Origin of the sequence: Psychromonas marina (assembly GCF_030161115.1) — a bacterium.
In the GTDB taxonomy this organism is placed as follows: domain Bacteria; phylum Pseudomonadota; class Gammaproteobacteria; order Enterobacterales; family Psychromonadaceae; genus Psychromonas; species Psychromonas marina.
This window is the reverse complement of the sequence record NZ_BSPQ01000001.1, coordinates 256,611-269,497: the sequence shown is the minus strand read 5'-3', so window position 1 is coordinate 269,497 and position 12,887 is coordinate 256,611. Positions and strand designations below refer to the sequence as shown.

Here is a 12,887-nt window from a genome sequence, read left to right as displayed (position 1 = left end):
AAAATGATCCGTTTTTTTTATTATCAAACTTTAAAGCTATTGATTTTAATATAAAAAGTGTATTTTTCTTTTTATTTATAAGTCACGTATATATAGAAACTTATCGTAATTGGTATTAATAGAAAATGGAGAAATTTGTAACATGCACACTCGATGTCGACATTGTGAACAACAAGCTGAAATAGCTAAGCTATCAGATGGTTTATGTCATACCTGTTTAGGTCAACCTACTCGTTATTTAGATACCTTAAAGCGAATAGCAGAAAGTGCACCAGTCACGACTTTTTTACTCATGTTAAGTTTATTTTCTCTGTTCACTCTTCCGTGGGGCTTACAGATCTTACCCTGGGCTGAAGTTGCTCCTGAAAGTGTATTAAGCAATGTAGGTATTATCGAGCATATTATGGTGAGTGTACTGTTAATATTCGCTTTATCGGTACAGTTGCTACTCACTTATGTATATCGGTTTGTTATGACAGATCAAAAAGTAATGGGGTGGAAAGCATTTTTAATCTCGTTAACATTAGGTTTGTTAAGCATACTTATTATTGATTGCACGAAAGTACATGTTATGTTGCCGACTCTTATTCTACTGGCAAATTTTATCATCTTTCCATTTTTTTCTTATGCGGTATTACGCGTTCCTGCATTGCGAGCAGAGGAGCCAGTTGTAAAGTCTACTCAATCAGATGGAGTGCAGTATCCTGCTGCGAAGACAAGCAGAGAAAAGCTTAATGCTTGTTATGAATGTAATAATCCCGTTGGTTTTTTTAAGCTTAAAGATAGATTATGCAACTATTGTTACCCATATGAGTGGGCACTCTTTGAACATGCCGAAAGATTAATAAAAGAGATGCCTTGGACATTAGGTTTGGCAATCGGGTTTATGCTAATGGGGACTTTTGCATCTGAACAACCAATAATGGAGTATTACTCAACCCACTGGTTTAATTTAATCACTCTTTTATTACCTTTATTGGCAGCATTCGTTATTCGTTTTTATATTGCGAGGTGTCGTTTACCCGTGCTAGTCGCATTTATTATTAGTATTGTGTTATTTATAAATCCGAGCATAACTGCATTATTTTATAGCTCATCTGATTCATTTATTGTTGTCTTGCCGCTGTTTGTATGGAGTACCTATAAAACACTTATCATTGCTCATGAAGCGTCCTCTTAAAGTAGACTAAAAAATTAATAACGATTTTTTATTCTCGAGTGAACCGCATCCTTTTTAGTTTCGTATTAAGTCTCTAATTGAGAACGCTAAGTAGCGCTAGCGAATTGAAATAGATAACTTAAATGAATAATCAAAAAGGATGCTCACATGGCAACACAAGTTCCGTTACATTTAGGTGAAAAAGTAATGCCACAGGCTCCGATGGTGCAATTAAACAATGGCGAGTATTGTGTTCCTCAGCATTATTTAACCTATGAGCATACTTTGGAGAGTGTTGAAGCCCTGATTTGTGACATTGATTATGATCCGCGTTATGTGGTTTTTGCTGCTGAGCAAGAGAGTGGCATCTATATTCAAGTCGGCGTTGTTGGCCATGATAATTATAATAACAGCCTGCAGGGCAGTAAATTAAAGCTGCTATTTGGTCGAAAGTGGCGCGTTGAACCAGAGCTATCAACCTCTGAAATTATTCAAACGGTATTCTTAGCAATCAAAAAATCGCGAGAGCATGAGATACGTGAGCTTTTTAAACTGAGTGTTAACAATACGGTGACCACTCCTTTTAATACCCATATTGACCTGCCGCTAATGGCGCGATTTTATGAACCTCAGCAACAGCATAAAACATCTCGCAATGAAATAACACCGCAGAAGCAAATAGACACGGTTCTAAGTTGTATCGATTACGACGGTTGTCAATTGACAACTACCGCCGTGCAGCAACGTCCTAACCATTTGTGGTTGGTGGATATTGCAGTGCATTGCAGTGAACTGAGTAGCCTGCCTGAAATTGAACAGCAAACCTTATATTTGCAGTTACAAGATCTCTCTCTCAATACCCTTTGTCGTGCAGTGATGCAGGAGTTTATTCGTTTGAGTGACCTGCATGTTGATCAACACTTTAGTTATAAGGGCTTTTTTCGTTTTGATCCTGACATAGATATTGCAGAAATAGCCTCTCTCTCACAACAGAGTCGTAAGCATGAGTTAGCTGCACACTTTGCTAGCGAATTCACTAAAAGTAATAAACAGGTTGATGATATGCGTATTCCCCCTGTTCAGGCAGGTGCTTTAGCAGAAAAGCATGAAGCGATTATCAAACAGTTCCAGTTACACAAAACAGCGTTTTAAACGATCCAACATGCACTTATTTAAACTAAATATTAACCCTGCTCTGGCTATTAAATAAAAATGTAAGCGCTTAATAGCCCTGATTATATGATTTATTTGAGTGGTTTATTTTGTCTGTTTAAATTTTAAAACTGAGCCAATAAGTTATACCTAACTACCTGTTAATTATGTTTATTACTTTGTTTTTAATGGCTTAACTTAGTCATCAGAGTAGATTTTCTTTACCTCTTGAAGCTGATGAGATAGCAATTATCCCGACATAATTAAGGGATATGAGGTATCATGCAGCTGTTATATCCACGCTGACTCTTAATTGTTGGCTAGCGGGATTGGAAATATATTCAGCTTTAAATAGCTTTTTAGTATATTGATACTAAAAAATATTTTCGATATTCCCACATTTCTTCGTGACTGAATCTCTACATCACCCTGTTTTTATCGATAGCAGTTTTTATCGATATATCTCTGCATCTACACATTTTTTATCGATAGTTTTTTAATCGATGCATCTCTACATCTACACATTTCTTATACCTAAAAATTCAAGCTTTGAAGGAAGACAATTACCTTCCTTTTAAATATTAATCTAGATAAATAATTACCCGTAAAACTGCCTAAATACGTTCATTTATAATCGGAGTCAAGGACCGCTAGTTGGTTATGCTAATGGTGTAATTTGAAGTCGTTATAGTGGTATTTAGCAGGGAATAATGGTCGAGTATTTAGTGAGATTGCTATGAAAGCATATTCAATACATTAAAAGGAAGTAAAATGAAGATTACCATAGTAGGAGCCGGAAATGCTGGTTCGGCTTGTGCGTTTATGGCTGCTGAAGCGGGTCATGAAGTATCTATTTTAAAAACCTCAAATAAGATAACCCATGATAGTCATTTTGAAACAATGGCGAGCAACAAGGGAATATACTGTATTGATAATACAACAGCAGGGCATTTTACCAATAGTGAAGAGGATGCCAAAAAATCATTCCAACCTTTAGCATTAATTACTCGTGATTCTAAAGCTGCGATCGAGGGGGCGGATGTCGTTATGATTTTCATTCAAACAACCTATCATGAAGCATTAGCTAAAAAAATCGCACCTTACTTTCAAGATAATCAACTGGTGATGTTAATTCCTGGTTATGCGGGCAGCATCTTTTATCGTCAACATTGCCCTAATAATCCGATTTTTGCAGAGGGCGAGTCTACGCCAAATGATGCAAGGGTTGTTGAACCCGGTACTGTTAAAGTACTATTTAAAAACGTTAGGAACGCTCTCTCTTTTTTCCCTGCCAGTCGAAGTGTTAAAGGGATGGCCATTGCAAGCCGTCTATTTCCTGCTTATAACATTAATAAAAGTAGCAGTCGTCAACATATCTTTGATTCAGCCTTACATAATCCTAATATTATTGTGCACACCATTGGCTTATATGTGATGTATCCAATGCTTGAGTATTGTGCAAAACATCATCCTGAAGAAGTGCCTTATATGTACCGTGATGCATTATCAACTGATATGGCGTGGTTGATGATTGAAAAATTAGATGCTGAAAAAATGGCAGTATTAAGTGCGTTAGGCTGCAAAGCGATTCCTTATTTAGATGCATGCTTATTTAGGAATGAACAGGATTTAACTCAGGATCCACGTGCAGTGTTTGAAAGTTACAAAATGTCATCTCCACCGGGTCCTTACAGTTTTGATAATCGTTATATCACTGAAGATGTTCCGATGGGGTTGGTATTATTGGCATCATTAGCAGAAAAATTAGGTATTAAAGTACCTGAATGTCATCGTTTAATCGAGATGTCAGGGGGGATTTTATCAAGAGATTTTTACCAGGAGGGAAGAACGTTAACCTCGCTGGGCTTAGGTGAGCTTACAAAAGAACAATTATTAGACTTCATCGAAGGAACACCGCCAAGAGAGAAGTTAATCGCCTAGCGACTCCAAACCCACTAATTATCTGTAGCAGAATCATCAATTTATAGCGTTAATTAGCTATAAATTGATGGTTTATTAATTCAAGTTGTTGCAATGTTCAATCCCGCCTAGTATTCAATGAAATGTACTATATGATATATGGTGTTCTTCTCTTATAACAAAGGTGCAATATGGATTTGACAACGTTTGATTTAAACTTATTAAAAACATTGCTTGTCTTATTGCAGGAAAAAAATACTAATCGGGCTGCTGAACGGTTAAATAAATCACAACCTGCGGTGAGTCGTACGCTAGCTAAAATACGTGAGCATTTTGATGATCCTCTCTTTATTCGTCATTCACGTGGACTAAAACTGACACCTAAGGCGGAAGCATTAGCGATAAGCCTACCTAAATTATTTGATGGTTTACAAGCAACACTGAGTGGAGAGCCTTTTTTACCTGAAAAAGAATCTGGCTTAATGAAGGTTGCAATGAATGGTTTCATTATTGAGACCTATGGCTATCAAATTTGTGAAGAAATTAATAAAGCAGCCCCCAATTTAGATATTGAATTACACAGCTATAGTGCAAAAAGCACCGCTGAATTAATTGCTGGCGAGATAGATTTTGCAATTAGTTATTATCCTTTAAATATTTCTAAAGAGTTGCGACAAGTACCCATTGGTCTATTAGAGTTTCAGTTGATTTGTCGTAGTCAGCATCCTCTTGCAATGCAATCTATTACCATTAATGAGATGTTAGATGTGGATTTAGCGGGGTTAATCGTGCCTGAGTTCAATGATAAAACCATGTTGGTACAACATATGATGGGCGATGGGATTGATATCAAGCCTAAGTTTCGTTGCCAACAGGTGAATCCTATATTAAAGAAAATTAGTGACTCTGATATCTTATTTGTTGCCCCTATATGCTTATTAGATTTCTTAGATGATCGAAAATACAATTATGTAAATGTGATTGATGAAAGAAAGCGTAATGAGATGAAAATTGCGTTGATTTATAATAGTCGCTACATGCGATCTGAAAAGTATTTATGGATTGAAAAATTGGTTGATGGGATTATTCCATAAAAATGCTATTCATCAATAAGCTTAAACTGACTGGTGAATAGCATCGTGCCTGTTACTCATTTCAATGAAATAAAAGGTTTAAAATTGATAATTTACCTCAATGCGATGATCGCCATTACGGTAACGTTCATTTTCACTCCAATTTGCATAGTATCGAATATTACTACGTGTATTGAATTGGTAACTGACAGAAGCTTCGTGTAGAAATACCGTGTCATCTCCCTGCATCCCATATTGTTTGTAATTGTCTGCACCTGAAATAGTGCCAAGATACATAGGATTATAATTTAACCAAATTTTATCAGTTACCTCAATTTTGCTGTATAAGCCTGCAACGTAAAAAGTACCATGTAAATCCCAACGTTCACTCATCTGGGCATCGCCTTGACGTTGTCCATCAAAGGTTTCTCCAAAAGCAACGCCGACACCTGCTAAAGGATAAATATTAACCGGTCCCATTTTAGGCAGTGCCTGCATAAAACTATATGAAGCAGAGCCTTGCGCCCCATTATTATCCGTGAATGCAATTTCAACATCTAATTGAGTTCCACGTCCATTGGTAAGATCGACACCAAAATTACGAAAGCGAATGCTGTCAATACTATTATCATTACTTGCGCGTGCTTCACCATTCCAGCCAAATTCTTCGCCTGCAATCCCTTTTATTTCTATAATATTCATGCCCATAGTGGTGTCTTCACCGGTATCATAGGCTTGTCCAAATTTAATATTTATCCCTTTATCGGTGTATCCCACGCCAGCTTGTGAATAAACAGCTAATGGATCGGACATATCCTGTAATGGTTGATCCTCAGCAAAGCTGGGTAATGAGAGTAATAGTGTGCAACCAAGTAGGGTTTTGTGACTGTGATTCTTAAAAATTAAACCGTTTTTCATCGATAATTCCAGAGTAAGTGGTAGATTGATGAAGTGCTTCCCTATACTTCTTTAATTTTCAGAAAGATAGAACAATACTGCTTTTACAACAATGACATAGTTGCTATAGCAGATATAACTAAGTTGGTATAACCGATGCAGTGGTGTTTGAAGTAAGGAAAGGTCACGCTTATTATTTGATAGTTTGAAGCGTTATAAAGTGAGAACAAAAGTGGAAATGTTGTTATAACTTCAACTAATGGTCAGTTTACAAAAATGATGGTGTGCTTAGCAATAACCAATCTGAGCATTTATCGTTTATGTTTTAAATATTAAATCGCAAGGCGGAGTAAATCACTATACTGTGATATTTAACGTTAGATCGCCGTGTTGGTGGTAAATAGCCAAGGAGAATACTAGTGAAGAGTAATACAATTCTGTTTGATATTAATGAAACGGTGCTCGACCTCAGTGCATTAAAACCTAAATTTAAAGCCGTCTTTGGTGATGAAAAAGTTGTTTCTACTTGGTTCTCTATGCTGCTGCATAGTTCGGTAGTCTGCAGCTTAACCGAAGTGAAGAGTGATTTTGCAACATTGTCTCGAGTGATGCTCAAGGCGATTGCTGCAAAATTGGACGTTACACTAACGGATAAGGATTGCAGTGATATCCTCGCTACTTTTGCCGATCTTCCTGCCCATTCTGATATTAAACCAGCACTACAAAAATTACGTAGTGCCGGATTTCGCACTATTGCCTTTTCAAACTCCTCGCAACATCTGATTACAAAGCAGATTCACAATGCCGGATTAAACGATTATTTTGATGATATTGTCTCGGTAGAAGACTCTGGTAGTTTTAAACCGGATTTTAATGTTTACCAGTTTGCTGCAAATCGTGTACATCGGTCAATTGATTCATTATGGCTGGTGGCGACTCATGATTGGGATACACATGGTGCGATCTGTGCGGGAATGCATGCTGCTTATATTGATAGAAGTGGTATAGGCTATCACCCTTTATATCGTCAAGCTGATATTGATGGAAAAACAATGGGTGACGTGATCGAAAAAATAATAGTCTTAAATAAAGTATAAATATGCCTATAATTTAAATAGTTATTAATAAAATAATTAATGAACCAATTATTATTCTCTTTCGTATTATTTATTCAATAGCGATAAACCGATAGGGTATCAATATGAGTGATGAGACATTAATAATAAGTTTTACTGACCCCGTTATTCAGCATTGGGATGTGATTAATGATAGTGTGATGGGCGGTTTATCTGAAGGGCATGCACAACATGAAGCACAAGCTTTGCGCTTCTATGGTTTGATATCGACAGAAAATAAGGGCGGGTTTAGTAGTACCTATAGTCAATTAATACACTTATCTAAACAGATAGACTGCGTTGCTATCACTATTAAGGGGGATGGCAATACTTATCAACTGAGGTTGCGCACTGTCGTGATGGGGAAAGAATTGCTTTATAAAGTTGATTTTCCAACTAATGCTAACCAGACAGAAACCTATCGCTTTCACTTTACTGATTTTAAAGCTTCTTTTAGGGGCTCCATTATTGAGGATGCCCCCACCCTAAAAGCGGATACCGTGACAAATGTCGGTTTTATGATCGCGTCTAAACAGAAAAAGATGTTTTTGCTGTCTGTCTTTGAGGTTGAGTTTTATAGCTAGTGTCGCTTCACCAAGGTATGGCTTCTCCCTGCCAGTCAATAAAACTAGCTTGCCCATCAATATCACTATTTATTACTATTTTTTGTAGTTGAGTTGCTACAAAATCACTGCTAAATAATTTATCTTCAGGGACATTTTTCTGGAATGGTTTAGAGAGCGGTGTATCTGTCGTACCTGGATGAAAAGAGATCAACTTAATATTTTTAGCGCTTCTTGCTAGCTCGATAGAAGTTGATTTAATTAACATGTTAAGTGCAGCTTTCGACGCGCGATAGCTATACCAACCACCAAGTCTATTATCACTAATGCTACCTACCCGTGCGCTAAAAAACACTACTTTACATGGATTATTGCCGCTTAGCATCGGGGTTAACCGTTTTAGCCATAATAAGGGGGTAATGGCGTTGCTGAGCATTAATTCAGATAAATTTTCAGCTGAAAAATCCTGTAGCTTTTTTTCTGGTTTGATTCTATCTGTGTGCAAAACACCATGGCAGATAAATACTTGTGCTATATGAGTACGGCTGACCTCCCAAACCTGTTGTATTACCTTTTTAATTGTCTCTTCTTGATAGTCTGCCACAGTGAATACTGCACTATCATTAAATATTTTTTGCTGGTAAAAGTCACTATTGCGACTAATTACAATAAGTTGAGTGTTTTTTTCTTGTGTTGCAATTTGTATCGCAAGCGCTCTTGCAATGCCGCTATTAGCGCCAATGATCAGTGTTGTTTGGTTTTTCATAACAGGTTCCTTTATTGCAGGTTTTGATGCCTATGCCAAAGCGTTGGTGGATAAAGTGAGATATCGGTCTGCGGTACCTTGCCAGTAGTAAATAACCACCATGGGCAATTTGTTTAATAACTGGAAATTGCAATGGAGCGACCCAAGCACCACGACCAACGAGTGTCCAGGCTCGATGGGTGACATCTAATGCGAGCAGTCGCTTATTTTGATATTTTCCATGCAAAACCTTTAATGCCGCAGCAACGTTAATATCGGGAAAGCGTTGCTCAAAGTTCGGCTGATGAAGGTTCTCTAATCGGATCCTATTATGCTGATCATGTTGTTTGAGTTTTTCCATCTCTAAGCTACACAATGGGCAATTACCATCATAAAAAATAGTGAGTATATTCTCTTGCATTGAATCTTCCTTCGTAAATAGCATTATTAAAACCACGCAAGTAGTGCGATAGCATGTAACACCACTACTGCGGTAGTGAGGGTTAGTCGCATTATAAAATACTGGCTTGTAGTAACTGTTTTTCTATCCTGCAGTAGGAGGTATTCTGTTGCCAGTAAACCTACATAGCCTAGTGGTAAAAAAATTAACGTATAAAAAAGAGGCATAAATAACCAAATGTAGGCATATAAACAAAATAGGTTACTAATGATCTGTGCGCTTGAGTAGATAGTATTACTCTCTTTTCTCCATAGTGTGCCAGCCAGAAAAGTGAGAATAATAACGCTATAAAATTGAAAGGCTTGCTGCGGGTTAAACAGTTGCTCTGGGTCATTACCGATTAATTTAAATAACCATAGGCAAATGATAAAAGGTAGTAAGCCCATATACCCTAGCCACTCCCATGTAGCCAGTTGCCTCTTTGTTTTGCTTGAAAAATTAGTTTTAATCATGTTGATTGTGACCTTTTTTTGCTCCGCTTAAGGATATTTGACTGGTGTAACTATCTGGTTTTGCATAACTTAACCGCGCTAAACGTTGGCTTAGGTGGTAGCTATCCAGACCGGAGACTGATACCGTTTGCAGTGCTTCAATATCAATATAACCATCATCTTGAAGTGCATTTTCTGCACAAATTACATGGGTAATTTCTCCAATAATAAACTGGCTATTATTAAGCTCAATTGGCAAAATTTGCTTCAATCGAAGCGCATACTTTAATTGGCTCTGTGCAACAAAAGGGGCATTAACCCCTTTTATGTAAGCTGGAGTTAAGTTTGAATCGGAAAACTCAGTTATCTCTTTTGGGTAACGTGCGGATGTTTGGTGTGCATTACGATAAAAGGCGTTTGATACTTGGTTAATCGTATAGTGTTGGCTAGCAATGATATTATTGAGCGTGTCTCTTTGGCCATTATCTGGACGCATTACAAAACCTACTAACGCAGGGTTAGCACCTAGATGTACTACAGAGCTGAATATGGCAAGGTTAGTTTGCTGGTTTTCGTTTTGCGTACCAATTAGATTAACGCTTTTAAAACCAGATAGGCTATTCACAAACCTTGCTCGGTATCTATTGGGCATCTGCATTAATGCATCTTGGCTGAAATGTTTAAAATTAATACCATTCCCCTCATTGATTTAATTACATAATAATTACCAATACGAATAGGGAGAGGGAAAGGATCTTTATTGATACAGCTACAATATAATCTATCTCGTCGCTTAAACTAATCGCTGCGAGGGATAAAAAACGCCTTATATTTTTCAATAAAAGGCGCTTTATTTAACTATCTTATAAGGAGGGGACTTGTAATTAGTTTAACTTGTCATTTTTCCAATATTTAGTGCCTTGTAAAGTCGCTTGTAGCGCAATACCGTTTTCAGTCATTTGGTAAACTTCTACATCCTTAACAGCGGTTTTGGCAACACTGCCTTCACCACCTTTATCACCTGATTTAGCCGCTGCATCAGCCTGCCCCGAAAAATCCCAGCCATTGTTGGTAAAATCAGACATTGCTTTCTGCGTATTGAAAATAAATACGGCTCTGAAGTCTTTAACACCAAGACCTAAACCAAGGCCACCAGAGCCCATCGACATAAATGTATTTTTTCCTGATTCATTATTATGAACAACGCCACTACCACCACCGGCAGAAACAAAAATTACATTAACGCCAACATTTGAGAAGGTTGCATAACCTGCAGCATTAGCAATTTTACCCTTAGTTTCTGGGCTTTCTTGATAGAGGCGGGCCAATATCTCTGTTTTTGTATCTAACACTTTTGCTCGTTCTTTTTCAACATTTCCTGCAAAAGAAGCAAATGAGATGCTAAGTAAGGTAAAAAAAACAATTAGTTTCTTCATGTTTATATCCTAAGTAAGTTATCTATAACTCACCTTAACACATCAGATCTTTCGATCAGAGAGCAAGAATAGAATATTGTCTTTTAAATGACTTTGGTTATGGTGTTAATACAGAGGCCTTTTAAACAGGTAAGGTGCTACCTTGATCTTCTTTGTTATCAGTAAGCGCTGAGAATCTTTGTTGTCTATCTAAATACGTTGTTTGCACTTTTTAAAAGTCGTTAAACAAGGCTAAACGACCGCTTGTATATCATGATCTCAATTTTACTAAATAAGCTTTATCAGAAAGGTAATTAAAATTTATCAAAATTCTTTTTTTATTAGTATGTTGACCTTCTTATTGTCACTTATATACCTATAAAGGGGTGTTAAAATGGTAAATATTTAATCATCTGGAAGTTGGTTAATAAAAATTGTCACACTACATTAATAATACATTATTACAAAATAAGGATGTTGTTGATGATTTTAAATGTTATTCCCTCTTACTTATTAATAGGGTTTGTTAGCTTTCCCTTGAGTGATGCTGTCGCTACTGAGTTAAATAGTACTGCGAACCGCTCTGATAGTAACAGTTCGATTGAACTGATCTTAGAGAATACTCGTTTTGAAACGAGTTTTGATAATTGGACCGATATAGAGCCAGTTGAAATTTTTAACCGTCGTTCTGAAAGTGATTATTCGGTTAAGGTTTTAGATAACGGTAGACGTATTGAGCGCACGATTGATGTGATTGAAAATACTGCTTATAGCATGAAAGCTTACGTGAGAGGGCGTGGTCAAATTGGTGTTAACGTAGGGGCTACTGTTTACTCAAAAAATGAGAGTAGTGAAAATTGGATTGAGGTTAACATCGCATTTTATTCAGGTGCAGAAACAAGTGTTACTGTTTTTGCTGAATACGGCAATGATGAATGGCCCTTTGATGCCTTTAGCGTAACCCAAGCAGAACAGCTCAATGCCATTGATGATGATAGTTTAGCCTCAATGGAGGCGATATTAGCCAATGCTAGTTTCGATGCTCACTTTGATAACAGGGGGGATGGCGATACTACTTCAAGTTACGTTGCTGACACCATGTTCTCTGAATGGGAAAAGAGCATCGAACGTAATGTGGCGGTAACTGAAAATAGGACTTACCTTCTCAAGGCTTATGTTAAGGGAAGTACTCAGTTTGGTGTTAATGTGGCTGGCCGTCTCTATTCTCGCAGTGATATTAATGAAGACTGGAGTGAGGTTGAGATACAGTTTGAATCTGGTATTGAAACCTTGGTAACCCTTTATACTGAATATGGAGGCGCTGAAGGTTGTGTTGATGGACTCAGCTTAACATTAGTAAGTTGAATAACTGCGAGGTAAAGACAGTATTGCTTTATCTATTCTTAAATCGTGACCGTACAAACGTAAAAAGCCGCATTCTAGTTATCTAAAATGCGGCTTTTTTATATTAACCTAATATCAATTCTGCTTGTTAAAGCTAACTGAGTCTAGATTTATAGTGCTTCAGTAAATGTACGTGCCATTACGTCTGCTTTTTGCTCTGCTGTTAAAGAATTAAAGCGAACTGCGTAACCAGATACACGGATAGTTAACTGTGGGTAGTTTTCTGGATGTTCGATTGCATCTTGTAGCGTTTCACGACGTAATACATTTACGTTTAAGTGTTGGCCACCTTCTTGTGCTGCAGGCGCTTGTACTGCCACTTCTTTATATTCAATCTCACCAAGATCTGCAATTGAGATAACTTGATCTTCTGCATATGCATTATCTTTTACACATAGGCAACGAGCTTGAGCGTTTGCTTCATCTAATAACCAAAAAGAGTTAAGTAGAGATGCATTGTCTGATTTAGTGATTTGGATTCCGAAAGCCATGTTGAGCTCCTTAAATAAAGTTTAAAGTATGTAATAAAATTACAGTTACGTAACAATTCGAC

General features: G+C 37.1%; 14 protein-coding genes. 7 read left to right on the top strand and 7 right to left on the bottom strand.

What is annotated here, in order from left to right; all coding sequences use genetic code 11:
- Positions 1 to 142: 142 nt before the first annotated feature.
- From QQK09_RS01335 to QQK09_RS01320, 4 genes are all read left to right on the top strand, one after another.
- Positions 143 to 1,180 (top strand): hypothetical protein, encoded by a 1,038-nt coding sequence (locus tag QQK09_RS01335; protein WP_284202304.1) that lies wholly within the window; start codon positions 143 to 145, stop codon positions 1,178 to 1,180.
- A gap of 147 nt (positions 1,181 to 1,327) precedes the next feature.
- Positions 1,328 to 2,311: a hypothetical protein gene (locus tag QQK09_RS01330; protein ID WP_284202303.1), complete on the top strand. Its 984-nt coding sequence runs from the start codon at positions 1,328 to 1,330 to the stop codon at positions 2,309 to 2,311.
- A gap of 771 nt (positions 2,312 to 3,082) precedes the next feature.
- Positions 3,083 to 4,252 carry an NAD/NADP octopine/nopaline dehydrogenase family protein gene (locus tag QQK09_RS01325; protein WP_284202302.1) on the top strand — a complete coding sequence of 390 codons (1,170 nt, stop codon included), beginning with the start codon at positions 3,083 to 3,085 and terminating at the stop codon, positions 4,250 to 4,252.
- 170 nt (positions 4,253 to 4,422) lie between these two features.
- Positions 4,423 to 5,325, top strand: coding sequence for a LysR family transcriptional regulator (locus QQK09_RS01320; RefSeq protein WP_284202301.1), 903 nt, complete (start codon positions 4,423 to 4,425; stop codon positions 5,323 to 5,325).
- Positions 5,326 to 5,403: 78 nt separating this feature from the next.
- On the opposite strand, the gene QQK09_RS01315 is transcribed toward QQK09_RS01320, so the two are convergent.
- Positions 5,404 to 6,222, bottom strand: coding sequence for a hypothetical protein (locus QQK09_RS01315; protein WP_284202300.1), 819 nt, complete (start codon positions 6,220 to 6,222; stop codon positions 5,404 to 5,406).
- A 398-nt stretch (positions 6,223 to 6,620) separates the two neighbouring features.
- Between QQK09_RS01315 and QQK09_RS01310 the strand changes: the two genes are divergently transcribed.
- Complete coding sequence (locus QQK09_RS01310) at positions 6,621 to 7,298, top strand: haloacid dehalogenase type II (protein WP_284202299.1); 678 nt, start codon at positions 6,621 to 6,623, stop codon at positions 7,296 to 7,298.
- 104 nt (positions 7,299 to 7,402) lie between these two features.
- A complete protein-coding gene (locus tag QQK09_RS01305; RefSeq protein WP_284202298.1) occupies positions 7,403 to 7,900 on the top strand; it encodes a CIA30 family protein in 498 nt (165 codons plus the stop codon).
- A 7-nt stretch (positions 7,901 to 7,907) separates the two neighbouring features.
- Here QQK09_RS01305 and QQK09_RS01300 read toward each other — a convergent pair whose 3' ends face one another.
- The 5 genes from QQK09_RS01300 to QQK09_RS01280 all read right to left on the bottom strand — a co-directional run bounded on the left by QQK09_RS01300 (position 7,908) and on the right by QQK09_RS01280 (position 10,951).
- Entirely contained in the window at positions 7,908 to 8,645 is a 738-nt protein-coding gene (locus QQK09_RS01300) for an SDR family NAD(P)-dependent oxidoreductase (protein WP_284202297.1), read from the bottom strand.
- Positions 8,611 to 9,045, bottom strand: coding sequence for a thiol-disulfide oxidoreductase DCC family protein (locus QQK09_RS01295; protein ID WP_284202296.1), 435 nt, complete (start codon positions 9,043 to 9,045; stop codon positions 8,611 to 8,613). The genes QQK09_RS01300 and QQK09_RS01295 overlap by 35 nt, the downstream gene beginning before the upstream one ends.
- A 26-nt stretch (positions 9,046 to 9,071) precedes the next feature.
- Complete coding sequence (locus QQK09_RS01290; RefSeq protein ID WP_284202295.1) at positions 9,072 to 9,536, bottom strand: DUF3429 domain-containing protein; 465 nt, start codon at positions 9,534 to 9,536, stop codon at positions 9,072 to 9,074.
- Positions 9,529 to 10,167 (bottom strand): flavin reductase family protein, encoded by a 639-nt coding sequence (locus QQK09_RS01285; protein ID WP_284202845.1) that lies wholly within the window; start codon positions 10,165 to 10,167, stop codon positions 9,529 to 9,531. The genes QQK09_RS01290 and QQK09_RS01285 overlap by 8 nt, the downstream gene beginning before the upstream one ends.
- Before the next feature lie 232 nt (positions 10,168 to 10,399).
- Positions 10,400 to 10,951, bottom strand: coding sequence for a lipid-binding SYLF domain-containing protein (locus QQK09_RS01280; protein ID WP_284202294.1), 552 nt, complete (start codon positions 10,949 to 10,951; stop codon positions 10,400 to 10,402).
- Between the two features lie 462 nt (positions 10,952 to 11,413).
- Between QQK09_RS01280 and QQK09_RS01275 the strand changes: the two genes are divergently transcribed.
- Complete coding sequence (locus tag QQK09_RS01275) at positions 11,414 to 12,295, top strand: hypothetical protein (protein ID WP_284202293.1); 882 nt, start codon at positions 11,414 to 11,416, stop codon at positions 12,293 to 12,295.
- Positions 12,296 to 12,444: 149 nt separating this feature from the next.
- On the opposite strand, the gene grcA is transcribed toward QQK09_RS01275, so the two are convergent.
- On the bottom strand, positions 12,445 to 12,825 hold the full coding sequence (gene grcA, locus QQK09_RS01270) for an autonomous glycyl radical cofactor GrcA (RefSeq protein WP_284202292.1): 381 nt from the start codon (positions 12,823 to 12,825) through the stop codon (positions 12,445 to 12,447).
- Positions 12,826 to 12,887 lie beyond the last annotated feature (62 nt).

Coding starts and splice junctions, on each gene's coding strand:
- QQK09_RS01275 (WP_284202293.1), top strand. CDS start 11,414: ATGATTTTAAATGTTATTCCCTCTTACTTATTAATAGGGTTTGTTAGC.
- QQK09_RS01280 (WP_284202294.1), bottom strand. CDS start 10,951: ATGAAGAAACTAATTGTTTTTTTTACCTTACTTAGCATCTCATTTGCT.
- QQK09_RS01330 (WP_284202303.1), top strand. CDS start 1,328: ATGGCAACACAAGTTCCGTTACATTTAGGTGAAAAAGTAATGCCACAG.
- QQK09_RS01305 (WP_284202298.1), top strand. CDS start 7,403: ATGAGTGATGAGACATTAATAATAAGTTTTACTGACCCCGTTATTCAG.
- QQK09_RS01320 (WP_284202301.1), top strand. CDS start 4,423: ATGGATTTGACAACGTTTGATTTAAACTTATTAAAAACATTGCTTGTC.
- QQK09_RS01300 (WP_284202297.1), bottom strand. CDS start 8,645: ATGAAAAACCAAACAACACTGATCATTGGCGCTAATAGCGGCATTGCA.
- QQK09_RS01290 (WP_284202295.1), bottom strand. CDS start 9,536: ATGATTAAAACTAATTTTTCAAGCAAAACAAAGAGGCAACTGGCTACA.
- QQK09_RS01285 (WP_284202845.1), bottom strand. CDS start 10,167: ATGCCCAATAGATACCGAGCAAGGTTTGTGAATAGCCTATCTGGTTTT.
- QQK09_RS01335 (WP_284202304.1), top strand. CDS start 143: ATGCACACTCGATGTCGACATTGTGAACAACAAGCTGAAATAGCTAAG.
- QQK09_RS01325 (WP_284202302.1), top strand. CDS start 3,083: ATGAAGATTACCATAGTAGGAGCCGGAAATGCTGGTTCGGCTTGTGCG.
- QQK09_RS01315 (WP_284202300.1), bottom strand. CDS start 6,222: ATGAAAAACGGTTTAATTTTTAAGAATCACAGTCACAAAACCCTACTT.
- grcA (WP_284202292.1), bottom strand. CDS start 12,825: ATGGCTTTCGGAATCCAAATCACTAAATCAGACAATGCATCTCTACTT.
- QQK09_RS01295 (WP_284202296.1), bottom strand. CDS start 9,045: ATGCAAGAGAATATACTCACTATTTTTTATGATGGTAATTGCCCATTG.